Origin of the sequence: Neisseria sp. P0024.S006 (assembly GCF_051956595.1) — a bacterium.
Classification (GTDB): domain Bacteria; phylum Pseudomonadota; class Gammaproteobacteria; order Burkholderiales; family Neisseriaceae; genus Neisseria.
On the sequence record NZ_JBQCXH010000001.1, the window covers coordinates 269520 to 295492 of the forward strand.

The 25973-nt window shown below is 49.8% G+C and carries 25 protein-coding genes; 16 read left to right on the plus strand and 9 right to left on the minus strand.

Annotated features, from left to right (window positions below):
• Positions 1-100 precede the first annotated feature (100 nt).
• Positions 101-1393 (plus strand): 3-phosphoshikimate 1-carboxyvinyltransferase, encoded by a 1293-nt coding sequence (gene aroA, locus ACTHUF_RS01365; RefSeq protein ID WP_440406780.1) that lies wholly within the window; start codon positions 101-103, stop codon positions 1391-1393.
• A 147-nt stretch (positions 1394-1540) separates the two neighbouring features.
• Positions 1541-2587, plus strand: a complete 1047-nt coding sequence (recA, locus tag ACTHUF_RS01370; RefSeq protein ID WP_003680794.1) for a recombinase RecA — start codon at positions 1541-1543, stop codon at positions 2585-2587.
• Between the two features lie 95 nt (positions 2588-2682).
• Here recA and fghA read toward each other — a convergent pair whose 3' ends face one another.
• Complete coding sequence (fghA, locus tag ACTHUF_RS01375; protein WP_440406782.1) at positions 2683-3531, minus strand: S-formylglutathione hydrolase; 849 nt, start codon at positions 3529-3531, stop codon at positions 2683-2685.
• A 496-nt stretch (positions 3532-4027) separates the two neighbouring features.
• Here fghA and ACTHUF_RS01380 point away from each other — a divergent pair, with 496 nt between their 5' ends.
• Positions 4028-5740 (plus strand): proline--tRNA ligase, encoded by a 1713-nt coding sequence (locus tag ACTHUF_RS01380; protein WP_315094461.1) that lies wholly within the window; start codon positions 4028-4030, stop codon positions 5738-5740.
• A 65-nt stretch (positions 5741-5805) separates the two neighbouring features.
• Here the strand turns inward: ACTHUF_RS01380 and pflA are convergent, their stop codons facing one another.
• From pflA to ACTHUF_RS01405, 5 genes are all read right to left on the minus strand, one after another.
• The gene (gene pflA, locus ACTHUF_RS01385) at positions 5806-6612 is read right to left on the minus strand and encodes a pyruvate formate lyase 1-activating protein (protein WP_315094459.1); all 807 of its coding nucleotides are present in this window, start codon (positions 6610-6612) and stop codon (positions 5806-5808) included.
• Between the two features lie 139 nt (positions 6613-6751).
• Positions 6752-9037 (minus strand): formate C-acetyltransferase, encoded by a 2286-nt coding sequence (gene pflB / locus ACTHUF_RS01390; RefSeq protein WP_315094457.1) that lies wholly within the window; start codon positions 9035-9037, stop codon positions 6752-6754.
• Between the two features lie 302 nt (positions 9038-9339).
• On the minus strand, positions 9340-10638 hold the full coding sequence (locus ACTHUF_RS01395) for an adenylosuccinate synthase (RefSeq protein ID WP_039862185.1): 1299 nt from the start codon (positions 10636-10638) through the stop codon (positions 9340-9342).
• Positions 10639-10681: 43 nt separating this feature from the next.
• The gene (locus ACTHUF_RS01400) at positions 10682-11839 is read right to left on the minus strand and encodes an ATP phosphoribosyltransferase regulatory subunit (RefSeq protein WP_070822061.1); all 1158 of its coding nucleotides are present in this window, start codon (positions 11837-11839) and stop codon (positions 10682-10684) included.
• A 322-nt stretch (positions 11840-12161) separates the two neighbouring features.
• Positions 12162-12965, minus strand: a complete 804-nt coding sequence (locus ACTHUF_RS01405) for an outer membrane protein assembly factor BamD (RefSeq protein WP_004519923.1) — start codon at positions 12963-12965, stop codon at positions 12162-12164.
• Between ACTHUF_RS01405 and rluD the strand changes: the two genes are divergently transcribed.
• The 6 genes from rluD to ACTHUF_RS01435 all read left to right on the plus strand — a co-directional run bounded on the left by rluD (position 12964) and on the right by ACTHUF_RS01435 (position 17722).
• Positions 12964-14088 (plus strand): 23S rRNA pseudouridine(1911/1915/1917) synthase RluD, encoded by a 1125-nt coding sequence (gene rluD, locus ACTHUF_RS01410; RefSeq protein ID WP_440406786.1) that lies wholly within the window; start codon positions 12964-12966, stop codon positions 14086-14088. The two genes, ACTHUF_RS01405 and rluD, sit on opposite strands and share 2 nt — an antisense overlap.
• Positions 14089-14169: 81 nt before the next feature.
• Complete coding sequence (gene pgeF / locus ACTHUF_RS01415; RefSeq protein ID WP_440406788.1) at positions 14170-14940, plus strand: peptidoglycan editing factor PgeF; 771 nt, start codon at positions 14170-14172, stop codon at positions 14938-14940.
• A gap of 120 nt (positions 14941-15060) precedes the next feature.
• The gene (locus tag ACTHUF_RS01420; protein ID WP_070822064.1) at positions 15061-15540 is read left to right on the plus strand and encodes an LPS-assembly lipoprotein LptE; all 480 of its coding nucleotides are present in this window, start codon (positions 15061-15063) and stop codon (positions 15538-15540) included.
• Positions 15540-16541: a DNA polymerase III subunit delta gene (holA, locus tag ACTHUF_RS01425; RefSeq protein WP_315094450.1), complete on the plus strand. Its 1002-nt coding sequence runs from the start codon at positions 15540-15542 to the stop codon at positions 16539-16541. Before ACTHUF_RS01420 ends, holA begins: the two co-directional genes overlap by 1 nt.
• 145 nt (positions 16542-16686) lie before the next feature.
• The gene (locus tag ACTHUF_RS01430; protein ID WP_003746427.1) at positions 16687-17106 is read left to right on the plus strand and encodes a hypothetical protein; all 420 of its coding nucleotides are present in this window, start codon (positions 16687-16689) and stop codon (positions 17104-17106) included.
• 91 nt (positions 17107-17197) lie between these two features.
• Positions 17198-17722, plus strand: a complete 525-nt coding sequence (locus ACTHUF_RS01435) for an RDD family protein (RefSeq protein WP_070822066.1) — start codon at positions 17198-17200, stop codon at positions 17720-17722.
• Between the two features lie 94 nt (positions 17723-17816).
• On the opposite strand, the gene ACTHUF_RS01440 is transcribed toward ACTHUF_RS01435, so the two are convergent.
• The 3 genes from ACTHUF_RS01440 to ACTHUF_RS01450 form a co-directional block, all read right to left on the minus strand.
• Positions 17817-19052 (minus strand): beta-ketoacyl-ACP synthase, encoded by a 1236-nt coding sequence (locus tag ACTHUF_RS01440; RefSeq protein WP_440406791.1) that lies wholly within the window; start codon positions 19050-19052, stop codon positions 17817-17819.
• Positions 19046-19774 carry a 3-oxoacyl-ACP reductase FabG gene (gene fabG / locus ACTHUF_RS01445; protein ID WP_222570542.1) on the minus strand — a complete coding sequence of 243 codons (729 nt, stop codon included), beginning with the start codon at positions 19772-19774 and terminating at the stop codon, positions 19046-19048. Before fabG ends, ACTHUF_RS01440 begins: the two co-directional genes overlap by 7 nt.
• A 65-nt stretch (positions 19775-19839) precedes the next feature.
• On the minus strand, positions 19840-20328 hold the full coding sequence (locus ACTHUF_RS01450; protein ID WP_440406793.1) for an ApeP family dehydratase: 489 nt from the start codon (positions 20326-20328) through the stop codon (positions 19840-19842).
• A gap of 110 nt (positions 20329-20438) precedes the next feature.
• Here ACTHUF_RS01450 and ACTHUF_RS01455 point away from each other — a divergent pair, with 110 nt between their 5' ends.
• The 7 genes from ACTHUF_RS01455 to ACTHUF_RS01485 all read left to right on the plus strand — a co-directional run bounded on the left by ACTHUF_RS01455 (position 20439) and on the right by ACTHUF_RS01485 (position 25942).
• Positions 20439-21200 carry a beta-ketoacyl synthase chain length factor gene (locus ACTHUF_RS01455; RefSeq protein ID WP_440372285.1) on the plus strand — a complete coding sequence of 254 codons (762 nt, stop codon included), beginning with the start codon at positions 20439-20441 and terminating at the stop codon, positions 21198-21200.
• Positions 21197-21955, plus strand: a complete 759-nt coding sequence (locus ACTHUF_RS01460) for a lysophospholipid acyltransferase family protein (protein WP_003746415.1) — start codon at positions 21197-21199, stop codon at positions 21953-21955. Before ACTHUF_RS01455 ends, ACTHUF_RS01460 begins: the two co-directional genes overlap by 4 nt.
• Positions 21952-22212, plus strand: a complete 261-nt coding sequence (locus ACTHUF_RS01465) for a phosphopantetheine-binding protein (RefSeq protein ID WP_003680822.1) — start codon at positions 21952-21954, stop codon at positions 22210-22212. Before ACTHUF_RS01460 ends, ACTHUF_RS01465 begins: the two co-directional genes overlap by 4 nt.
• Positions 22213-22226: 14 nt before the next feature.
• Positions 22227-22475, plus strand: a complete 249-nt coding sequence (locus tag ACTHUF_RS01470) for an acyl carrier protein (RefSeq protein ID WP_003680823.1) — start codon at positions 22227-22229, stop codon at positions 22473-22475.
• Positions 22476-22547: 72 nt separating this feature from the next.
• A complete protein-coding gene (locus ACTHUF_RS01475; RefSeq protein ID WP_070826945.1) occupies positions 22548-23087 on the plus strand; it encodes a hypothetical protein in 540 nt (179 codons plus the stop codon).
• Positions 23088-23246: 159 nt separating this feature from the next.
• On the plus strand, positions 23247-24242 hold the full coding sequence (locus tag ACTHUF_RS01480; protein ID WP_070826944.1) for a DUF4917 family protein: 996 nt from the start codon (positions 23247-23249) through the stop codon (positions 24240-24242).
• Positions 24239-25942, plus strand: a complete 1704-nt coding sequence (locus ACTHUF_RS01485) for an AMP-binding protein (RefSeq protein WP_070826943.1) — start codon at positions 24239-24241, stop codon at positions 25940-25942. Before ACTHUF_RS01480 ends, ACTHUF_RS01485 begins: the two co-directional genes overlap by 4 nt.
• Positions 25943-25973: the final 31 nt, after the last annotated feature.

The following is a 25973-nucleotide window of genomic DNA, read 5'->3' on the forward strand; positions in this document are numbered from 1 at the left end:
AAAGAGTCCGGTTTTTCTTGCCTGCAACGCCACTTCCATTTTTCAGACGGCCTTTGCCTGCGTATAATATCGTTTTGTCTACAATTTGAAATCCTAACCAATGACCGAATCCATCCGCCTGCCCGCTTCCACACTCAAGCCCTCCACCGTTGCCCTGCCCGGTTCCAAAAGCATCAGCAACCGCACGCTGCTCTTGGCCGCACTCTCCGACAACGTTTGCGAAATCCATTCTTTGCTCAAATCCGACGATACCGACCGAATGCTTGAAGCACTCGACAAACTCGGCGTGCAAATTGAATCTTTACCTGAAGGCCGTCTGAAAGTTCATGGCGCCGGCGGCCGTTTTCCCAACCAATCCGCCGATTTGTTTTTAGGCAATGCCGGTACGGCATTCCGTCCCTTGACTGCCGCACTTGCCGTTTTGGGCGGCGACTATCATCTGCATGGCGTACCGCGTATGCACGAACGCCCCATCGGCGATTTGGTGGACGCGTTGCGCATTGCAGGCGCGGACGTACAATATCTGGGCAATGAAAACTATCCGCCTCTTCAGATCGGCAAACGCCAAGACAACGGCGAGCGCGTTATTCCGATTAAAGGCAATGTTTCCAGCCAATTCCTGACCGCCCTGCTGATGGCTTTGCCCTTGACCGGACAAGCATTTGAAATCCACATGGTAGGCGAGTTGATTTCCAAACCTTATATCGACATCACGCTCAAGCTGATGGCGCAGTTCGGTGTGGACATCATTAATGAAGACTACCGTGTATTTAAAATCCCGGCCGGTGCCAAATATCATGCGCCAGAGCATTTATATGTAGAAGGCGATGCCTCCAGCGCGTCTTACTTCTTGGGTGCAGGCCTGATTGCCGGTACACCCATCCGCGTAACCGGTATCGGCGCACACAGCATTCAAGGCGATGTTGCCTTCGCACGCAAATTAGAGAAAATCGGTGCGGATGTGATTTGGGGCGAAAATTTTGTAGAAATTTCCCGCCCAGCCGAGCGCAAGATTCAAGCTTTTGACTTGGATGCTAACCATATTCCAGACGCGGCCATGACTCTGGCCATCGTTGCATTGGCCACCAAACAGCCCTGCACCCTGCGCAATATCGGCTCATGGCGCGTCAAAGAAACCGACCGTATCGCCGCCATGGCAACCGAACTGCGTAAACTGGGCGCAGACGTCATCGAAGAAGCCGAAGCCATCCATATTACGCCGCCCGAAACACTTACCCCCGATGCCGTCATCAATACTTACGACGACCACCGCATGGCCATGTGTTTCTCGCTGGTTTCGCTTTTGGGCGTCCCCGTCATCATCAATGACCCGAAATGTACGCATAAAACTTTCCCCGACTATTTCCAAGTTTTTGAATCATTGACCAACTGATTGATTATTCAAAGTTTCAGACGGCCTGTTGCATACAAAAAACACAGGCCGTCTGAAAAATAAAAATAAAACTATACTTTTTCTTAATTTGTGCGATAATAGCTAAATAAATTCTTAGCAATTCATATTTCCTTTCGGAGAGAAAACATGTCAGACGAAAAAAGCAAAGCCTTAGCCGCAGCCCTTGCCCAAATCGAAAAAAACTTCGGCAAAGGCTCCATCATGAAAATGGACGGCAGCCAACAGGAAGAAAACCTTGATGTTATTTCCACAGGCTCCCTCGGCGTGGACTTGGCACTCGGCGTTGGCGGCCTGCCCCGCGGCCGTGTGGTTGAAATTTTCGGCCCGGAATCCTCCGGTAAAACCACACTCTGCCTCGAAGCCATTGCCCAATGCCAAAAAAATGGCGGCATCTGCGCATTCATTGATGCCGAGCATGCTTTTGATCCGATTTACGCCCGCAAACTCGGCGTAAAAGTCGAAGAACTCTATCTCTCCCAACCGGATACCGGCGAACAGGCATTGGAAATCTGCGATACCTTGGTACGTTCCGGCGGTATCGATATGGTCGTTGTCGACTCCGTAGCGGCACTTGTGCCTAAAGCCGAGATCGAGGGCGAAATGGGCGACAGCCACGTCGGCCTGCAAGCCCGACTGATGAGCCAAGCCTTGCGCAAACTGACCGGCCACATCAAACGCACCAATACATTGGTTGTTTTCATTAACCAAATCCGTATGAAAATCGGCGTGATGTTCGGCAGCCCTGAAACCACAACCGGCGGTAACGCGCTCAAATTCTATGCTTCCGTCCGCCTCGACATCCGCCGTACCGGTCAGATTAAAAAAGGCGATGACGTGATTGGTAACGAAACCAAAGTTAAAGTTATCAAAAACAAAGTTGCCCCTCCGTTCCGTCAAGCCGAATTCGATATTCTTTACGGCGAAGGCATCAGCTGGGAAGGCGAATTGATCGACTTAGGCGTCAAACATGACATCGTTGAAAAATCAGGCGCATGGTACAGCTACAACGGCGCAAAAATCGGCCAAGGTAAAGACAATGTACGTGTTTGGCTGAAAGAAAACCCTGATATCGCCAATGAAATCGACGCCAAAATCCGTGCGGCAGTCGGTATCAATGTCGATATTACCGAAGGCAAATTGGACGATACCGACGGCGAACGTCCTGAGGAATAAATCTGTTTGAAATAAAAGGTCAAAAAAGACCAAATAAAGGCCGTCTGAAATCTGACCACTAATCGGATTTCAGACGGCCTTTTATTTAATATAGTTTAAAGCCCTAATGCCTGAGCGTGAAACTCAATATGCGAATCAATAAAGCTGGCAATAAAGAAATAATCATGGCCATAGCCCGGACGGACTTTATATTGGATATTGAAACCTTTCTCTCGTGCTGAGCGGACAAACCCTTCGGGTTGCAGGACTTCAGGGTACAAAGTATCTTCACTGCCGACATCAATCAAAACAGGCAATTTATGCGAGGCCGTCTGAAGCAGATCTGTACTGTCATAGCGTTTCCATGTTTCTACGTCTTGACCCAAATAAGCTGAAAACGCCAGCCTGCCACCTTCCGTATCGATAGGATGACATAAAGGCGCAAAGGCAGAAACTGCAGCATATCGGCCGGGATGCTTCAAAGCCAAATGCAGCGCTCCATGCCCGCCCATGCTGAAACCTGCAATGCTGCGCTCTTTCGTTACCGGGAAATGATGCTCGATCACATCAGGCAATTCTTGGCTGATATAGCTTTCCATTTGGTAATGCTGCGCCCAAGGTGCTTCAGTTGCATTGACATAAAATCCGGCGCCCTGTCCAAGATAATGTTCTTCACTATCGGCAACATGCTGACCGCGTGGCGAGGTATCCGGAAAAACCACGATAATATTCCATTGCGCCGCAAAACGCTGGATTCCGCTTTGTTGAACCAATTCAGAACCATCGCTATTTAAGCCGGAAAGGAAATATAAAACAGGTGCGGGATAACCTTTTAAAACTTGTGGAGGCAGATAGACATCAAATACCATATCCGTCCGGCAGGTTTGAGAAAAATGGCGGTAGCGTTCCTGATGCCCGTTAAACATCTTTCTGCGTCCCAGCAAATGCAATTCTGAATTTTCCATTTTATTCCTTGTAAGGAAACAACAATAAGCAGAATGTTAGCGCAAAACCCGCCCATCGTGTTGTTGCCCCATCTTTTTAAGGCGACCAAATCCGCTTTAAACAAGGCTTGCCAATCATGCGAAATCATTACGCTGACAGCATTTAAAATCTATACACAATCTCTGTGGATAAATCTGTTGATAAGCTTTGGGTAATCGTAAAATTTTCTTTAGGAACAAACCAAGTCTTAAATTGACTAAAATTTAATCAAATGAAATGTAATAAAATCAAATAGTTATATTTATAAGATTTTACTATAATCATACAGTGAAAATTTATAGGTAAAACAAGGTTATGCGGCTTTGTGCATAAATTAGGGTTGACATCCCTAAAAATCGCCCCGAATCAAAAGCTGCGTAACATAACGGCCGATTTCATCAGATGCCATTCAAAAGACACGCGGCCATACATTTTGCGTTACAATACGCACTTATTTTTAAGAAAGAAAAATACGCCATGAAAGCCTCCCAGTTCTTCATTTCTACCCTTAAAGAAGCCCCTGCCGAAGCCGCACTTGCCAGCCACAAGCTGATGATTCGTGCCGGCTTGATCAAAGCCAACGCATCCGGTCTTTATACTTGGATGCCGATGGGTCTGCGCGTATTGCGCAAAGTTGAAAATATCGTGCGCGAAGAAATGGCCCGCGCAGGTAGCGTGGAGTTGCTGATGCCGGTGGTACAACCTGCCGAACTGTGGCAGGAATCCGGCCGCTGGGAGTTTTACGGTAAAGAACTGCTGCGCCTGAAAGACCGTCATGACCGCGATTTCTGTATGGGTCCGACTTGCGAAGAAGTGATTGCCGACATCGTACGCAAAGAAGTTAACAGCTACAAACAACTGCCGAAAAACTTTTACCACATCCAAACCAAATTCCGCGATGAAGTGCGTCCGCGCTTCGGTGTGATGCGCGCGCGCGAGTTCGTCATGAAAGACGCTTATTCCTTCCATGCCGACTATGCCTCGCTTCAGACGACCTATCAGGATATGTACGACGCTTATTGCCGTATCTTCACCCGTTTGGGTTTGGAATTCCGTCCTGTTGCTGCGGATACCGGCAGCATCGGCGGTACCGGCTCTCACGAATTCCAAGTATTGGCTGAAAGCGGCGAAGACGTTATCGCATACAGCGACACTTCTGATTACGCCGCCAATATCGAGCTGGCGCCAACTTTGCCGCTTAAAGGCGAACGCGCAGCCGCTCAGGCCGAATTGACCAAAGTACATACGCCAAACGTCAAAACCATTGAGTCTTTGGTTGAATTCCTCAATATTCCGGTTGAACAAACCCTTAAATCCATCGTAGTCGAAGGCGAAAACGAAGGCGAACTCGTCCTGCTGCTGTTACGCGGCGACCATGAGTTTAACGACATCAAGGCGGAAAAACTGGCCGGCGTGAAATCACCGCTAACCATGGCAAGCCCTGCCGCGATTGTTGAACAATTCGGCGCAAACGGCGGCTCTCTCGGCCCTGTCGGCTTCAAAGGCAAAGTCTATGCCGATTTCGCCACTGAGAAAGGCGCAGACTGGGTTATCGGCGCGAACGAAGACGACTACCACTATACCGGCTTCAACTTCGATCGCGATGCTGCCGAGCCTGAATTCGTCGATTTACGCAATGTCATCGAAGGCGACATTAGTCCTGACGAACAAGGCCGTCTGAAACTGGCGCGCGGTATTGAAGTCGGCCACGTTTTCCAATTACGCAACAAATATACCCAAGCCATGAACGTCAGCTTCTTGGACAATAACGGCAAATCCCAAATCATGGAAATGGGCTGCTACGGTATCGGTATTACCCGCGTTGTGGCCGCCGCCATCGAACAAAACAACGACGAAAAAGGCATTATCTGGACCAAAGCAATGGCGCCGTTTGAAGTTGTGATCGTGCCGATGAACTACAAAAAATCAGATGCCGTACGCGAAGCCGCCGACAAAATCTATGCCGAGCTTTTGGCTGCAGGTGCGGATGTATTGTTGGATGACCGCGACGAACGTGCAGGCGTGTTGCTGAATGACTCCGAGCTGTTGGGTATTCCTCACCGCATCGTCATCGGCGATCGCGCCTTAAAAGAAGGCAATGTCGAATATGCCGAGCGCCGTGACAATCAGGCTCAAGCCGTTGCAGTATCAGAAGTTGTCGCCAAGGTTTTGGCCGCATTGAACGCTTAAGTTTTTTCAATGATAAAAAGGCCGTCTGAAACTGATTATTTCGTTTCAGACGGCCTTTTTCTGTTTTAATAAATAATATTTTTTCCGTAACTCTCTAATATTTCTTTGATTTTCAAAATGGTTTCTTTAGGCGGCGGATGTACGCCTGTTAATTTGTATTCGTCGCCGCACAAAGCCCATTTGTGTACACCCAATTCGTGATACGGCAAAAGCTCAACCATTTCGACATTGTCCATATCACCGATAAACTCGCCCAATAAATGCGCCGACCGCTCATCATCGGTATAACCGGGAACAACCACATAACGCACCCGTGTCGGCTGATTGCGTTCGGCAAGATAGCGCGCGAATTTCAGCGTTTTAGTATTGGGAATACCGACGAGTACTTTATGAATTTCAGGATCAATTTGTTTTAAGTCGAGCATGACCAAATTGGTATGATCGAGCAAATCATCCAAAATCGAATCATAGTGCAAAGCATAGCCATTGCTGTCGAGACAGGTATGAATATCGTGTTCCCTGCAGGCCGTAAACCAATCGCGTACAAACTCATATTGCAATAATGGCTCACCGCCGGTTGCCGTTACGCCTCCGCCTGTCGCACGCAGATAATGGCGATAGGTCATGACCTGCTTCATTACAGTTGCCACATCCAATTCCTGCGCCTGCTCGGTATGCAAATCCCAAGTATCGCGATTATGGCAATAAAGGCAACGCATCAGACAACCTTGCAAAAAGAGCACGTAGCGCAAACCCGGACCATCGACAGCGCCGCAAGATTCAATCGAATGAATAATGCCTTTGCCGTTATAGTGGCGGTGGCCAAGGTTTTTCAGTTCCGGCTCGGGAGTGATCGCAAAAGTCGTGGACATAGTGTTCGGCTCGAAAATAATTTTGCTGATGTGAATTGTACGATAATAAAGGCCGTCTGAACATTTCAGACGGCCTTGGAGCTTTGTTTCAAAACAAACCAAATGCAAATTTAGCTTCTGGTTTGTTTCGCCACCCGGATTACATGGTTTCTGTGAACGTACGGGTAATCACGTCAAGCTGTTGCTCGCGGGTCAGCGAGTTGAAGCGAACCGCATAACCGGACACGCGAATGGTCAACTGCGGATATTTCTCCGGATGATGCATCGCATCTTCCAAAGTCTCACGGTTCAATACGTTGACGTTCAAGTGTTGGCCGCCTTCCACTTCTCCTTCTTCATGATGGAAATAACCGTCCATCAAACCGGCAAGGTTGCGCTCACGAGAATGCTCGTCTTTACCCAACGCACCGGGAATAATGGAGAAGGTATAAGAAATACCGTCTTTGGCAAACTCAAATGGCAGTTTGGCTACGGAAGTCAATGAAGCGACTGCACCGTTGACGTCACGGCCGTGCATTGGGTTTGCACCCGGACCAAACGGAGCGCCTGCACGGCGGCCGTCCGGAGTATTACCGGTTTTCTTACCGTAAACAACGTTGGAAGTAATGGTCAACACAGACTGAGTCGGAGTGGCGTTGCGGTAAGTTTTGTGGGTGGCCACTTTTTTCATGAAGCGTTCCACCAAGTCGCAGGCGATGTCGTCCACGCGGTCGTCGTTGTTACCGAATTGTGGGTATTCGCCTTCGATTTCAAAATCAACGGCAATACCGTTTTCATCGCGAATCGGTTTCACTTTGGCGTATTTGATGGCGGACAATGAGTCGGCTGCCACAGACAAACCGGCGATACCGCAAGCCATAGTGCGTTTCACGTCACGGTCATGCAACGCCATCAACGCAGCTTCGTAGCTGTATTTGTCGTGCATGTAGTGAATAATGTTCAGCGCGGTAACGTATTGGGTTGCCAACCAATCCATGAATTTGTCCATGCGCTCAAAGACAGTGTCGTAATCCAAAACTTCGTCCATAATCGGCTCGGTTTTCGGACCAACTTGCTCTTTAGATTTTTCATCCACGCCGCCGTTGATTGCGTACAGCAGAGTTTTAGCCAAGTTGGCGCGTGCGCCGAAGAACTGCATTTGTTTGCCGACCACCATCGGGCTGACGCAGCAGGCAATGGCGTAGTCGTCGCTGTTGAAGTCAGGGCGCATCAAATCGTCGTTTTCGTATTGGATGGACGAAGTATCGATGGATACTTTGGCGCAGAATTCTTTAAAGCCTTGCGGCAGTTGTTCTGACCACAATACAGTGATGTTTGGCTCAGGAGACGGACCCATGTTGTACAGGGTATGCAGCACGCGGAAGTTGGTGCGCGTTACCAAGGTACGGCCGTCCAAGCCCATACCGCCGATGGATTCGGTTGCCCAAATCGGGTCGCCGGAGAAGAGTTGGTCGTATTCCGGCGTACGCAGGAAACGAACCATACGCAGTTTCATTACCAAATGGTCAATGAATTCTTGCGCTTGGGTTTCGGTAATTACGCCGTTTTTCAGGTCGCGCTCGATGTAAATATCCAAGAATGAAGACACACGGCCGAAGGACATCGCCGCACCGTTTTGAGATTTAACGGCAGCGAGGTAGGCGAAGTAAGTCCATTGGATGGCTTCTTGTGCATTTTTTGCAGGGCTGGAAATGTCGTAGCCGTAAGAAGCCGCCATTTCTTTCATTTGACCCAAGGCTTTGTATTGTTCGTTGATTTCTTCGCGGCGGCGGATGACTTCTTCTAAGTCTACACCGTTTTCCAAATCGGCTTGCAGTGAGTTGAACTGGTTGAGTTTGTCTTTCATCAAGAAGTCGATACCGTACAATGCCACGCGGCGGTAGTCGCCGATAATACGGCCACGGCCGTAAGCATCCGGCAGGCCGGTAATCACGCCTGACTTACGGCAGCGACGGATGTCGGGCGTATAAACGTCAAACACGCCTTGGTTATGGGTTTTGCGGTATTTGGTGAAAATTTCGCTGACTTCGGGATTCAATTCAACGTTGTACACTTTGCACGCGTCTTGCACCATTTTCAAACCGCCAAACGGCATGATGGAACGTTTCAAAGGCTCGTCAGTTTGCAGGCCGACGATGGTTTCCAAATCTTTGTCGATATAGCCTGGAGCATGACTGGTAATGCCGGAGACGATTTGCGCGTCGATTTTATACGGCTCGTGTGTACGGTTTTCAACCTTGATGCCTTCCATCACTTCCGCCCACAGTTTGGTTGTGGCTTCGGTTGCAGGTGCTAAGAAAGAAGCATCGCCCTCATATGGCGTGTAGTTTTTTTGAATAAAATCGCGGACATCTACGCTGGTTTCCCAGTTGCCACCGACAAAACCTTCCCAAGCGGCAGGACGTTGCTGAACATCATTTGACATATCAAGCTCCTAATTTTATTGAAAATATAGACTGTAAATTTTCTGAAAGGATAACATCAATACCCATTTATTTACAGGGGTTTTTGTGAAATAAAATTACAGATTTGGTTTTTCTTGATTTACGTCAATGAGAATAATTGTTACTTGGCACTACATCTCATTTTCCAAACATTCGTACTTCAAAACGGCGTAAAATACAAAATTCAACCCTGAAGACAGGTGTTCTTCAGGGCTGATTTTTATTGTATTGCATATATAAAGGCCGTCTGAAACATTCAGACGGCCTTTATTCACTTCATCAATTAAGCAAACGGATGGTGCAAAACGATGGTTTCTTCACGGTCAGGACCGGTTGAAACAATGGCCACAGGCGCGCCGCAAACTTCTTCAATACGTTTCAGGTAAGCTTTAGCGTTTTCAGGCAGCTTATCGTACTCTTTCACGCCGAAAGTCGACTCGCTCCACCCCGGCATGGTTTCGTAAATCGGTTTGCAGGTTTCCACCGCGTCAGAGCCGCAAGGCAGAATGTCGGTTTTGCTGCCATCAGGCAATTCATAACCTACGCAGATATTGATGTTCTCAATACCGTCCATGACATCCAGCTTGGTAATGCACATGCCGGAAATGCCGTTAACTTGAATAGAGCGTTTTAGAGCAGCCGCGTCAAACCAACCGCAACGACGCGCACGACCGGTTACGGAGCCGAACTCATGACCGCGCTCAGCCAAACCTGCACCCACTTCGTCAAACAATTCAGTCGGGAATGGGCCGGAACCCACGCGGGTGGTATAGGCTTTAACGATACCCAAAACGTAATCCAGCATTTGCGGGCCCACGCCTGCACCGGCAGAAGCGGCACCAGCTAAGCAGTTGGACGAAGTTACAAACGGATAAGTACCGTAGTCGATGTCCAGCAACGTACCTTGTGCGCCTTCAAACAACAGGCTTTCGCCTTTACGGTTTTTCTCATTCAAAACACGGGAAACATCGGTAATCATCGGCGTAATGCGCGGCGCAACTTTTTCAATCACCGCCATCACATCTTTAAGTTTTACCGGCTCGGCATGGTGCAGGTGTTGCAGCTGAACATTATAATAGGCCAAAACAGCTTCCAGTTTTTCAACCAGTTTTTCAGGGTGCAACAAGTCCACCACGCGAATCGCGCGACGGGCAACTTTATCTTCATAAGCCGGGCCGATGCCGCGGCCGGTTGTACCAATTTTGCTTTTACCGCGGGAAGCTTCGCGTGCTTGGTCAAGCGCAATGTGGTAAGGCAGAATCAATGGGCAGGTCGGCGCAATTTTCAGACGGCCTTCAACGTTTTTCACACCGGCGGCGTTCAATTCGTCGATTTCACCCAACAATGCTTCAGGAGAAACCACGACGCCTGAGCCGATGAAGCAGTCCAAAGTCTCATGCAAAATGCCGCTTGGAATCAGGCGCAAAATGGTTTTTTTGCCGCCGACGACCAATGTATGGCCGGCATTGTGGCCGCCTTGGAAACGTACAACACCGCTGGTTTCTTCCGCCAGCCAGTCAACAATCTTACCTTTGCCTTCATCACCCCATTGGGCACCGATTACGACAACATTTTTAGCCATAGCTATCTAACCTTATTTCAGATACAAAATTTCAAAATAAAACTCAATCGTTCAAAGCGATTACTTTCCAAACGCCGTCCACTTGTTTCAGACGGCCCGTAACCTCTTCCGAACCGTTGTAGCCGATACCGTAATCGATAACGACACATTGTCCTTGTTCGCGCAAAGCATCTACCGCTTCTTGAGCTGCAGGCATGTCTTTGACATCGACCGCCACCACGGACTCCCGTCCGATAGCGGGAAGGCGGCCGATAAAGCTGCGCAAATCAAAACTGAATCCGGCAGCGGGGCGCGCGCGTCCGAAGTATCCGCCCAATCCGTCATAACGGCCGCCGCGTGCCACGGCATCATAAAGATTTGAACCATAAGCCGCGTAAAGCAAGCCGGTATGGTAATTGTCAACGCGCAATTCCGATAAATCGATATGCACTTTTTGATTTGGGAACGCATCGCATACGGCCTGCAATTCATCCAGCGCCGCACTGACTGCGGATAATTCCGGTAATTTCTCACGGGCCAAAGTCAGCACTTCGCGACCGCCGTACAGTCGTGGCAACAGTGAAAACGCTTTTGCCCACATACCGTCGAGTTTCCATTCTTTGACCAACTGGCTGACAGCTTCGGCATCTTTGTCCTGCATCAATGACAACAAGGTTGCCGATTGTTGCTCGTCCAAATGCGCGGCATTTGCTAAAGCACGGAATACGCCGATATGGCCCAATGAAAGCAAAACCTCGCCCATGTCGGCAATCTTCATGCTTTTCAGCATCAAATCAATCAATTCGATGTCCGCTTCAATACCTTCCAAGCCGTACATTTCCGCACCGGCCTGCAAAGGCTCGCGCATATTGAGCAATCCGTCAGGCCGCGCATGAAGCACCGAGCCGGCATAGCACAAACGGTTGATGCCTTGATTGGCGGAAAGCAAGTGGGCATCAATGCGCGCCACCTGCGGCGTAATATCCGCGCGGATACCGAGCTGGCGGCCGCTGAGCTGATCGACGACCAAAATGGTTTTCAAAGACAAACCGGCATCGATATGCGTTAATAAGGAATGGCTGTATTCCATCAACGGCGGCTGCACCAATTCGTAACCATGCACGCGGAACAAAGCCAACAGCCGCTCACGGGCGCTTTCCAATTGTCGCGCATTGGTCGGCAATACGTCGGCGACGTGTTCAGGAAGCTGCCAAGACTTCATGAGAATCTACCTCTGTTTTTTTGTAAACACAAAGGGCTGCTTAAATTTAAAACCAAACCAGCCTGACGACTGAAATTTTCCTGAATGCATCGACGGCACATCCGATGCGGCTTCAACAAAACTGATTTTAAATTTAAACAGCCCCTGAGTGACGGCTTCAAACCGTCGAGTTATTAAAATCAGACTTTACCATATTAAAACAAATTTTGCACCCTGTTTGCAGGAAACGTAAAAAAACATTAAAAACAAAGGCCGTCTGAAAACCAAATGCATAGATGCATCATTTTCAGACGGCCTTATTCATGCCTGAACAACCCGACGCTTAACGCCAGTAACGCCACCAAGGCATATCGTCAGATCGCCATTCGTGTTGCAAGAACGGGCTTTGTGGGAAGTTGGTTTCCAAAACGCGGCGCGTATCGGCTGCCAGTTGCGGCTTGTCCAGTTTTTTGTACGCCAATTCCATCATCGCCAAAGCTTCTTCGACATAACGGGTATTTTGGTAACGGCTGACGATTTTTTGCGCACGGTTGGCCGCTGCAACATAAGCACCGCGTTTCATGTAATAACGCGCCACAGACATTTCGTTACCGCCCAAAGCGTCCACCAGCTTGGCCATGCGTTCGGTTGCATCGGCAGCGTATTTGCTGTTTGGATAACGTTGCACCAGCTCGGCAAACGCCTGGTAAGCATCGCGGTTGGCTTTCGGGTCGCGGTCGGACCAGTCTTGGGAAGCCAGCTTGTTCAAGAAAGACTGGTCTTCGTTAAACAGGACCAAACCTTTCAAGTACAGCGCATAGTCCATATTCGGATGTTGCGGATGATGGCGTTGGAAGCGCGCAATGGCAGCCAAGGCTTTTTCCGGCTCATCGTCTTTATAATAGGCATACGCCGTATCCAACTGGGACTGCTGTGCATAGCGGCCGTTTGGAAAACGGGATTCTAAAATTTCGTATAACTTGACAGCTCGCGTATAATTGTTGCTGTTCAACTCGTCTTGCGCTTCGGCATAAAGCTTTTCCACACTCCAATCTTGAGTAATTTGGGCGTCTTTATCGATTGTGCCTTTATTTGCGCAGGCACTCAGTGCCAAACCTAAAGAAACTACTAAAAGAATTTTTTTCATGCAGAATACTTCCTTTGATAACGAAGCCGATTATAGCGATGATTTAGACTTTCCGTCATCCCCCGAAACAGAAAGTTGTGTTAATTTGACCGTTCCGCTCGAAATGGCGGGCGGAAGGCTGGATGCCGTATTGGCCAAACTCATGCCCGACTACTCGCGCAGCCGCCTGAGTTCGTGGATTAAAGAGGGTGCAGTCATTGTAAACGATAAGCCCGCTCAATCCAAAGACAAAATGATAGGCGGTGAATTGATTGCCGTTACGGTACGTCCGAGCGAAGAAAACCTCGCGTTCACGCCCGAACCGATGGATTTGGACATCATTTATGAAGACGATACCGTCATCGTTATCAACAAACCGGCCGGATTGGTCGTCCACCCTGCCGCAGGCAACTGGAACGGCACCCTGCTCAACGGCCTATTGGCGCACTGTCCCGAATTAAGCCAAGTACCGCGTGCAGGCATCGTACACCGTTTGGACAAGGAAACCAGCGGCCTGATGGTGGTCGCCAAGACCCTGCCAGCGCAAAACTCACTGGTTCAACAGCTTCAAGAGCGCACAGTCAAACGCATTTACCGCGCAATCGCCAACGGCATCGTTCCTTTTGACGGCAAAATCGAAACCCAAATCGGCCGCGATCCGCACAACCGCCTGAAAATGGCAGTCGTCAAATTCGGCGGCAAACCTGCCATCACCCACGTCAAAGTGTTGGAGCGTTATCTGGCACACAGCTACATCGAATGCTCGCTCGAAACCGGCCGTACGCACCAAATCCGCGTCCATATGCGCGAAGCCAACCATCCGCTGGCCGCCGACCCTGTTTACGGCAACCTGCGCCATCCATGCAGCGACGCGGTTAAAGAAGCCGTCAAAGCCCTCGGCGCACGCCAAGCCCTGCATGCCTACCGCTTGAGCTTTGTCCATCCGAAAACCGGCGAAACCGTTTCTTTTGAAGCGCCCATGCCTGACGATATGTACCACCTGCTTTCCGTCCTGCGTTTGGAAGCCGGTTTGGATTCGTCCCTAAGCAACGAGGAAGAATGGCAGGAGAAATTTGGCACGGACGATGACGACGATTGGAATGAAGACGACTACGATGTCGAAGTCGTTTATGTAAGGGATTAAACCCATTTTTCAGACGGCCTAAAATATTATTTGAGGCCGTCTGAAATCAATCCGTTCCAATATTTCAGCGATTCAAAGATTATGAAAACCATCACAGAAACCCTAAACCTCGCCCCGCAAGGCAAGAACTTTTTGACTGCCGACTGGCCTGCCCCTGCCAATGTTAAAACGCTTATTACCACGCGTAACGGCGGTGTCAGCGAAGGCGTGTACCGCAGCCTGAATGTCGGTTCGCACGTCGGCGACAATCTGCAAGCCGTGCTCCGCAACCGTGAAATCGTACAGGAACAAGTCGGCCTGCCCGTTGCCTACCTCAATCAAATCCACAGCACCATTGTTGTGAACGCCGCCGAAGCGTTGGGCAATACGCCTGACGCTGATGCCTCGATGGATACGATGGGGACAGTCGCCTGCGCTTCCATGACTGCCGATTGCCTGCCCGTCTTGTTTTGCGACAAAGCAGGAACCGTTGTCGCAGCGGCCCATGCAGGTTGGCGCGGTTTGGCCGGCGGCGTTTTGCAAAACACCATTGCGGCAATGAAGGTCGAGCCGTTGGAAATCATGGCCTATCTCGCCCCTGCCATCGGCCCTGATGCGTTTGAGGTGGGACAAGATGTATTTGATGCGTTTTGCACACCCATGCCGGAAGCTACCAATGCGTTTGAAGACATCGGCGGCGGCAAATACCTTGCCGACATTTACGCTTTGGCGCGCATGGTTCTGCACCGCGAAGGCGTGAACATGATTTATGGCGGCACCCATTGCACCGTCTTGGAACGCGATACTTTCTTCTCCTACCGCCGCGACGGACAAACCGGCCGCATGGTCAGCCTGATTTGGTTGGAAAAATAAGATTTGCACTATCAAAGACAAGGCCGTCTGAAATACTTTCCGTTTACGGTTTCAGACGGCCTAAACATTATTCGTTATAATCCGACGATACCGTAACCGGTTTCAACGAAGGAATATCCAATGAAAAAAATCCTATTGCCCGCACTCGCCCTATTGCTTGCCTCTTGCGGTTTCCACCTGAAAGGCACTGGCGTGACTTCTCAGCCGCTGCCTTATCAGAACTGGCATGTAGAAGGCGGAGCCGTCATGCAAAAAGCGCTGGAAAATGCCTTACGCCGTGCCGACGGCCATCCGGTTAGCGAAGCCGAATCACAAATCACCCTGCGCGTTGTCGACTTCCAAAAACGCCGCGACATCTACACCATCACCCGCGCCGCCGCGGTCAACGAATACCTGCTGGCCATGACCGTCAAAGCTCAAGCCTTCCGCAACGGCGAGCCGGTCGGCGAACCGATGGAAGTCAAGGTGCACCGCACCATGGACTACGCCGACAGCGAAGTCTTGGGCAAACAGGAAGAGGAAGAAACCATTTGGTCTGAAATGCGCATCGACGCCGCAGATCAAATCGTCCGCCGCCTGACTTTCCTGAAAGCGCAATAATGGCTGCCGCGCCCATTGAGAGCCTGCGCCCCGATACGCCGCTCAAGCCGTTGTACATTATTCACGGCGAAGAGGATTTGTTGCGCATCGAGGCTTTGGATACGCTGCGCGCAGCCGCAAAAAAACAAGGTTATCTCAACCGCGAAGTCTATACCGCCGAAAACAATTTTGACTGGAACGAGCTGTTGCAAAGCGCCGGCAGCGCAGGTTTGTTTGCCGATCTGAAACTGCTGGAAATCCACATTCCCAACGGCAAACCCGGCAAAAACGGAGGCGATGCCCTGCAAGCCTTCGCCGAACGCCTGCCCGAAGATACAGTTACGCTCATCCTCCTGCCCAAGCTTGAAAAGGCGCAAATCCAGTCCAAATGGTTTTCCGCATTGGCAGGCAAAGGCATCGTCTTAGAAGCCAAAGCCGTTGCGCCACATGCTTTGCCGCAATGGATACAGGGCCGTCTGAAACAGCAGGGTTTGGATATCAAACCTGAAGCACTCACCCTTTTTGCCGAGCGCGTCGAAGGCAATCTTTTGGCCGCCCGTCAGGAAATCGAAAAACTCGCCCTGCTCCATCCCAAAGGCCATTTGATCAATATTGCTGATGCAGAGGCCGCAGTTGCCACCGTCGCCCGCTTCGACGTATTCCAACTGGCAGGCGCATGGATGAAAGGCGATGTTCTGCGCGTTTCCCGTTTGCTGGACGGTTTGGAAGAAGAAGGCGAAGAGCCGGTTTTGCTGTTGTGGGCGGTTGCCGAAGACATCCGCACCCTAATCCGCCTGACTGCCGCACTCAAGCAGGGACAAAACATCCAAAGCCTGCGCAACAGCCTGCGCTTATGGGGCGACAAACAGACCCTTGCACCAATGGCTGCCAAACGCATTTCCATCAACCGCCTGCTCGACGCGCTCAAAACCTGCGCCAAAATCGACCGCATCATCAAAGGCGCGGAAGAAGGCGATGCATGGACCGAGTTCAAACAGCTCGTTACCTCGTTGGCTGCTTGAAACCGTTGCCGCGCGTCAAGAAACTTGCACGCAATACGCCCCAAAAACAGAAAATACTGTAAAATAGCGTAAACTCAAATTCAGGCCGTCTGAACCTCGCATTTCAGACGGCCTCTTCCAGCAAAAACAAGGAAACACCAACCATATGGATAATAAAACCAAACTTCGCATCGGCGGCCTGGCCCTGCTGACCACTGCCGTATTAAGCCTCATCATCGTTCTGATCGTCGATTCATGGCCACTGGCCATCCTGTTGGCCGTCATCATCGTGGCCGCTGCCGCAGGCGGTTTCGTTTGGACTTCGCGCCGTCAGCAACGCCAATTCCTCGAGCGCCTGAAAAAATTCGACATCGATCCGGAAAAAGGCCGTATCAACGAAGCCAACCTGCGCCGCATGTACCACAGCGGCGGCCAACATCAAAAAGACGCGATTACCTTGGTTTGCCTGTCGCAAAAATGTTCCGTTGACGAAGCGCACGCCATCTTCAAAAAACGTCCGACCCGTCAGGAAATGAACCAAATGGCCGCCCAACAGGCACGCGGTCAAAAACGTCCACATCGCTAATCCCGACAGTAACAGGCCGTCTGAACATCCTATCCCGTTTCAGACGGCCTGTTTTTATTGCCATCAAACCCATTTCCATTTCCATCGCATTATGACCCGCCTTCCCACCGCCCCTCTCAAACGCCGCCTCGCCGCACTGGTTTACGAACTTCTGCTGACCGGCGCCGTGACCAGCATTGCCGCCCTTGCAGCCGGTATTGCCGCCATCTTTCTCAATCCCGTTTCCACGCGCCTGTCCATGCTGACAACCTGCCTGATGCTGTTCTACGCATGGTGGCTCTACTTCCGCGCCAACTGGCACAAAAAAGGCCAAACCCTCGCCATGCAGACATGGAAAATCGGTTTGGCCGATAAAAACGATACCCAGCCATCCCTGCCACAACTGCGCCTGCGTTTTATTTGGGCAAGCATTTTTATTGTTTTCATTCCCCTTCTCGCCTACGCCGGATTGCGTCATCTGCTCAATATACCGCCCAAAGGCGCATTCGGCGCCGCGCTCATCTGGCTCATCCTGCCATGGGGCTTCGCCCTGTTCCATCCCGACCGCCAGTTCCTCTACGACTTCTTGGCCGGAACAAGGCTGGTGGATTTAAATCAGAAGAAAACAAACGAATAAAATCCAAAAGCGGCTCAATCCGTAAATAAAATAAAGGCCGTCTGAAACTCAAGATAAGTTTCAGACGGCCTTTAATCATGAAATCAAGCGATGATTATTCTTGCCAACGTTTGAACACCAGCGAAGTATTGACGCCACCAAAAGCAAAGTTATTGCTGACCACATAATCGGTTTGAATTTCACGTCCGCCTGTTTGAATGTAATCCACCTTGCCGCAACGCGGATCGATGTTTTCCAAATTGACGGTCGGCGCAAACCAGCCGCTGTTCATCATTTCGATGGTGAACCAGGCTTCCAACGCGCCACACGCGCCGAGTGTATGGCCGAGGTAGCTTTTTTGCGAACTCATGGGGATGAATCCGAACACGGCCTCGGTCGCCAATGTTTCGGCAATATCGCCTTTTTCGGTCGCCGTACCGTGGCCGCTGACGTAGCCGATTTTATCAGGCGTAATACCGGCGTCTTTCAGCGCAAGCTCCATACATTTTTGCATGGTTTCTTTTTGCGGTTGGGTAACGTGGCTGCCGTCGCTGTTGGCACCGTAGCCGACGAGTTCGGCATAGATTTTCGCACCGCGCGCACGGGCATGTTCCAATTCTTCCAACACGAAAATGCCTGCGCCTTCGCCGATGACCAAACCATCTCGGCCGTTGTCGTAAGGGCGCGGGGTCAGTTCGGGTTCACCGTTGCGGCGGCTGGCGGCGTAGAGCGAGTCGAAAACATACACTTCGGACGGACAAAACTCTTCCCCGCCGCCCGCCAGCATCATATCAATCAGGCCGTATTTGATGGCTTCGTAAGCATAACCAATGCCTTGGCTGCCGGAAGAACACGCGCTCGAAGTCGGGATAATACGTCCTTTCAATCCGAAGAAAATGCCGATATTGGCAGCAGTCGTATGCGGCATCATGCGCACATAAGTATTGGCGTTGAAATTGCGCGATGTGCCTGTTATCAAAAGTTCGCCCATATCGCCAATGTCTTTGGTACTGCCGACAGACGAGCCGCACGCTACGCCCATACGGCCGTCTGTAATGCTTTCGTCACCCAGCAAGCCCGCATCCGTCAAAGCTTGTTCCGCCGCATCGACACACAAGTGCGATACGCGCCCCATGCTTCTGAGCTGCTTGCGCGTCCAGTGTTCGGGCGGAGTGTAGCCTTCAATTGGCGCACCCAGTTGCGCTTCCAATTCAGGAAAGCGTCCGCTCCAGTCCATGTATTTGACCGCGTTTTTTTCGGCTTTAAAGGCCGTCTGAATACTTTGCCAATCACGGCCGAAAGCGGTAATACCGCCGATACCTGTTACAACAACTCTTCTGGTATTCAACACAAACCTCCGTTCACAGCAATCACTTGGCGCGTAATGTACGCCGCTTTTTCATCCATCAAAAAGCGCACCGCATGCGCCACTTCTTCCGGCAATCCCATGCGCGCGGCAGGGACTGCCTTTAAGATTTCTTCGACAGGTACGTTCTCATCGATAATATCGGTATCAATAAGGCCCGGTGCCACGCAGTTAACAGTAATTTTTCGTTTTGCCAACTCAACCGCCAAGGCTTTTGCCGCGCCGATCAAGCCCGCTTTGGACGCGCTGTAATTGACCTGACCGCGGTTGCCCGTCAAACCGGATACCGACGCCATGCACACAATCCGTCCTGCTTTACGGCGGCGGATCATCGGCATGGTCAAAGGGTGCAACACATTATAAAAACCGTCCAAATTGGTGCGCAGCACCAAATCCCAATCATCATCTGTAAACGCAGGAAACGCATTGTCGCGCGTCAGTCCGGCGTTCAACACCACGCCGTAATATGTGCCGTTTGCTTCGATGTCGGTAGTCAGAATTTCACGGCAGGCTTCGCGGTCGGACACGTCAAACTGCAACACGCGTGCATTTCTACCCAATGCACGGATTTCTTCCGCGACAGCTTCCGCTTCATCGCGGCGGCTGCGGCAGTGGACGACAATATCAAAGCCGTCCTGCGCCAAACCAAGCGCGACAGCTTTGCCGATACCGCGATTAGACCCTGTAATTAAAATAGTTTCACTCATACGTTTTCTCACTATATCGACAGGCCGTCTGAATCTTTGTCTTTTCAGACGGCCTTGTAAACGGTTTAAATGATTTGACCGTCTTTCGGACTGTACACATTTAAAGAAGCTTTTGCCAGCAAACCGTCCGGCGGCAACAGATGCTTCACATCTTCCGGCGCATCCGTCCAGCGCAACTCGCAATCAAATACGCCCATGCCGCCCAAATCCTGAATGGACACATGCGCCCTGACTTCCAACTCAGTACCGACAGGCACGGAATCGGCAAACAAATCCAGCTTACGCGTTCCCAATAAAAAACCTAAACGGACAGGCTCTCCGGCCTTTAAAGCCTCAATGCCTGCAAACGCGCCTATGCCCTGCGCCATCAATTCCATATAAGCCATAGACGGCAACACGCCTTCCTGCAGCAAAATATGCTTGTCGCCAACCGGCGCACGGCAAACCGTATAGTCATCGCCAAATTCTTTCACACAGTCGATAAGCACCATATGTCCGCTGTGCGGAAGCAGCGAAGCCACATCATAAATCGGGGCACTCGGTATTGAAGGCATAAAATGTCATCCGGGAATAAATTACGTTACAATATGCATTATAACAGAGCCTAGCTTTTACTAACTCATTTCATTACAATGTATGAAAATGTAAAACATTGAAAGACATCATGCCTCAAAACGTTTGCCGTTTCAGCTTCAATATCGCCGCATGGCAGGCCTCCTCCAGCAAAATCAGTACGCCGGAGCAATGGCAGGACTGGGCGCAGGGAAAACTCGATACCGCATCCCTGCCGGAGTGCAAACCCGCGCTCTCCTTTTTGCCGCCTATGCAACGCCGCCGCTTGGGAAAAGCGGCACGCTTGGTTTGTGATGCCGCATGGAATCTGGCCGACCAATATCCTGAAAGTGTACCGGTTTACGTTTCGCACGACGGCGAAAGCAACCGCAGCTTTGAATTATGGCAAGAGCTTTTGAACACGCATACCGTCTCGCCGACCTCATTCGGCCTGTCCGTCCACAACGCAACGATTGGGCAATGGTCGATGTTGCGTAAAGACATGAGCGAGCATACCGCGTTGGCCGTTGCCGCCGATTCCTTTGAAACCGCGCTGACCGAGGCATTTGCGCTTTTACAAGACGGCGCGCCATCTGTTTTAGTAATTGTCGCCGATGATCCGTTGTCTGAAGACTATCCCGTCTTGGCTACCCGTGCGCCGTTTGCCTATGCATTGGCACTGGTCATTACCAAAGGCGAAGACTATACCTTAAGCTTGGAAACCACATCTGAAAGGCCGTCTGAAAACCCTAACGATACAACAGTCGAGCCCTATTGGAGCAGCTTGGAGTGGGTACGCTTCCTGCTTTCAGACGGCAAACAACACACGCAACACTATGCCGGTAGAAACTGGCACTGGCAGAAAAACGCATGAAGACTTTAGACTATTTCCGTCGCTTTTTTGCCACACTCTTCGGCTTCATCCTCTTCGGCGTTGCAGGCGTATTGTTCAAAATCGCACTTTTGCCCTATACGCTCAAATCGACCAAGGGCGACATCAAGCGCCAACTTGAAGCAAGACGCATGATAGGCAAAGTTTGGCGTTTCTTCGTCGGCTACCTGCAATGGTCAGGCGTATTGAGCGTCCGTTTCAACGGCTTGGAAAAACTCGGCAGACCCGGCCAGCTTATCCTTGCCAACCATCCCTCGCTTTTGGATGTTGTTTTACTGATCAGCCACTTCCCCGACCCGAACGTGTTGGTCAAAAAAGACCTGCTGCACAACCCCAGCATGAAAAGCCAAATTATCGCTTCAGGCTACATCCCCAACGACGAAAGCATGGAAATGTTGGAAGAAATCGACGCCGTATTCAAAAGCGGGCAAAGTATGCTGATTTTCCCCGAAGGCACACGCACAGGTTGGGACGGACAGGTTAAAATGCACCGCGGCGCTGTATCGCTCGGTTTGCGCAGCGCATCGGTCATCACGCCCGTGTGCATCAAGATGACGCCGCCCAATTTTAAAAAGGGGCAACCGTGGTACAAAATCCCGCCACAAAAAATTCATTATGAAATTACCGTCGGTGACGACATCCTGCCTGAAGAATGGCTGGCAGAAAAACCCCTGCCCATCGCCGCACGCCGTTTAAACGAATACCTGCAAGACTATTTTACAAGGAAAACCACATGAGCAATTTAGAAAACCAAATCAAACAATTAATCATCGACAGCTTAGGTCTGGAAGACATTACCGTTGCCGACATCGGCAGCGAAGATCCGCTTTTCGGCGACGACGGCCTGGGTCTGGATTCGGTTGATGCATTGGAACTTGGTTTGGCCGTACAAAAAACCTTCGGCTTCCAGCTCGACGGTGAAAACGACAACCTGCGCGAAAACTTCGCCAACGTCAAAACTCTGGCCGAGTTCGTCAAGAGCCGCCAAGCATAAGGGAGAGAGAGAAGATGACCGAACAAGAAGTACGCACCCTGCTGACCGATGCACTGGTTAACCTGTTTGAAATCGAACCGGAACGCATCAAACCTGAAACCAACCTCTACGAAGATTTGGAAATCGACAGCATCGACGCTATCGACCTTATCGACCACATCAAACGCGAAACCGGCCGCAAACTGCAAGCCGAAGACTTCCGCAACGTGCGCACCGTAGAAGACGTGGTTCAAGCGGTTTTGAAAGTACAACAAGATTCCTGATTCCTCTTTGAATCAGCATATTTTCAGACGGCCTTGTCAATCGGCAAGGCCGTCTGAAAATCAATCGCAACCATGAAAATACTAGGAAAACTCCTACTGACCCTTGCCAGCCTTGCCTATCCGCTCCTATGGTATTACGGCAGGGAAAACGGCGCATTTTTCTGGCTTGCCGCGGCCATGTGTGTGTTATGGCTGATACGCGCCGCCATGCCGCAAACCACAGCCCAACGCATTACGGCGATTATCCTTGCTGCTTTTTTTGCGGCGGTACTGGTTTTCAGACGGCCTGACTCGATGTATTGGTATCCCGTTGCCGTCAACGCGCTGATGCTTGCCGTTTTCGGCGACAGCCTGTTTGCCAAACAAACCGTCATCGAACGCCTCGCCCGATTGCAACATCCCAACCTTCCCCCCGAAGGCGTGCGCCACACTCGGCGCGTTACGCAAATCTGGTGCGCGTTCTTTATCTTCAACGGCGCAACCGCCGCCATTTTGGCAGGCTTGCAATATTACGATTGGTGGGCGGCTTATACGGGCATCGTGTCGTATGTGTTGATGGGGCTTTTGTTTGCCGGAGAGTGGGTGTATCGGAAAATTGTATTGAAAGTGTAGGTCGTCTGAAAAAATGGTGTCCATACTGACAAAATAATGATATGCATTCACATGCCAACTCCATTCACTTACAAATGGAGAAGTGATCATGATAGGTTTTAAATAAAAGTCTAATAACTAGACTTATTTTCTTATAATTAATTAAAGAAAGGTAATCATATGTGTCAAATAGAAGATTGGGATGATATTCGTGCACAGTATAATCGATCAACCTTAATTCTAGGGAATGGGGCAAGTATTGCAGTTAACCGACAATTTAATTATCAGTCTTTACTACAGCATGCTTTTAACAATAATTTATTAAATAATGAACGTATAAATAGATTATTTAATTTTTTTGAAACCTATGATTTTGAATTAATTCTACGTAGAATTTGGCAAGCCCACAATGTAAATCAAATTTTGCGAATAAATAATACCGATCTCAGTCAAGTATATGAAGAAATAAGAAATGGCTTAATAGCAACCGTAAGAAGCATACATCCAAGTTATCAGGAAGTAGAACCTTTCTTAAACAACATTTATAACTTTATCAAGCAATTTGATACCATTATTTCCCTAAATTACGATTTAATTGTATATTGGGCATTAATGCATGGTTTAAACATTAATGATGGATTCTCCTTAAAAGATTGTTTTATAAATAGAAATTTTGATGAAAATTGGAAAAGATTTAGAGAGCCTATCAATAGAAATAGATTTACTTCACTTGTATTTTATCTTCATGGCAATTTAGCGTTAGGAAAGAAATTCTATGGCTCTGAATATAAAATAGAAAACAATGGAATTGGTTTGCTCGATTTAATACTTGACGGCTGGAATCGTGGGGAAACTGTTCCATTATTCATCAGTGAAGGAACAGCAAATCAAAAAATAAATTCTATTCATAATAGCTTTTATTTTTCGACTATTTACAGAGAAGTATTACCAGAACCCAAAGATAGTTTAGTGATCTATGGATGGGGCATAGGTTCACAAGACCTACATTTATTGGAAAAATTAAGAAATTGCGGAATAAGAAATATTGCTGTTTCTGTTTATAATAATAACCAAGATTATTGTCAGTATATTAATACTACTCTTCAGAGACACTTTGGAAATATCAACATTCAATTTTTTGATAGTGATAGCAGCAACTGCTGGATTCATCCATGAACCTAACCCAAATCCTATCCCCCGACCTACCCCAACACGACCTTATCGCCACGCATCCGAATTGGACGCGTGCTGATTTCAACCGTGCGGTTTTTCATCTGTCAGGCCGTCTGAAACAGGCAGGCGTGCAAACTGCCGCGTTGTGGTTTGACGATGCCGCGCTGTTTGCCTGTGCCGTGTTGGCAGTGTGGCATTCTGGTGGAAAGGTTTTATTGCTGCCCAATTTGGCGCAAGACAATTTGGAGTGGGGGAAAACGGCAGAGGCGTTTTTAACAGATTCAACAGATAAAAAGCTATCTTCAGACGGCCTGAACATATGGCACTTGCCTGATGTATTGACTCAAACAGAATCGGAAGGACTGAACACCTATCCTGAAAACCATCTGATTCCCGACCATGCCGAAGCATGGCTGAAAACATCAGGTTCCAGCGGCGAAGCGCAGATTATTGTGAAAACCGCCGCGCAAATGCAGGCAGAAGCCCTGACTTTGGCAAATACGCTGCCATTTGGACAACACGGTGAAACCGTGATCGGCAGCGTGATTCCGCAGCATCTTTACGGCTTCACATTCCGCTTCGCACTCGCGCTGACAATGGTTTGGACTATGGAGCGACAGCAGGCGGTTTATCCGGAAAACCTACTTTCCAGCACAGCCGCACACGATAAAGTGGTTTGGATTGCCAGTCCGGCCGTACTCAACCGCTTGGGTGAAAACCGCAACTGGCAGAGTATCGGCCATAAAATTGCAGGCATTGTCTCGGCCGGCGGCGCATTGCCCGCAACCACGGCGGATTTGCTGCAACAGGCTGCCGTGCGCCCGTTTGAAGTCTATGGCAGTACCGAAACCGGCGTGATTGCCTCTCGTTGCGAACGCCAAGAATGGCAGCCTTTTAAGGGTGTGGAAATCGGGCAAAACGAAGAAGGCGCACTTTGGGCTTCTTCGCCTTGGTCGCCCGAGCGCCGCCAAACCGCCGATTTGATCGAGCCGCAAGATGACGGTTTTCTGTTACTCGGTCGCCAAGACCGTATTATTAAATTTGAGGACAAACGCGTGTCGCTGACCCAAATCGAACACGAACTTTTACAACACCCTTGGATTGCCGATGCCCATTGCGGCCGCCATCCCCAACATCAACGCATTGCCATATGGGCAGCATTGAACGCAGACGGTATCTCTGCCTTGCGCGAGAAAGGCCGCGCTGCGGTCGCAGATACGCTCAAACGCCATCTGGCCGCCACGCAGGACACCATCGCCCTGCCGCGTTACTGGCGTTTTACCGACAACCTGCCGCGCAATGCCCAAGCCAAAATAGCCGCGTCGGATTTTCAGACGGCCTTTACCGTTGCCCAAACTTCTCCCGTTTGGTCGAAAACATCATCTGACGATGAAACCAATACCGAAACTTTTATCGGCCGCGTGCCCTTGGATTTGGTTTATTTCGGCGGCCATTTTGCCACCTTCCCGCTGGTTCCCGGCGTGGTCGAGTTGCAGTGGGTACGCAACCTGTTTGCGCCCAAGCCATGGGGCAAACAGCGTGTCATCCGCATCGAAAATCTAAAATATCAGCAGTTTATCCGTCCTCATGATGAAGTGTCGGTAGAACTGAAATACGATGAAGGCAAAAACAAACTGAGCTTTAAAATTAACAACGGAGAGCATCCTTGTGCATCAGGACGGATTGTGTTTGAGGCCGTCTGAATATACCTATTAACTTTTTAGTGGAAAACCA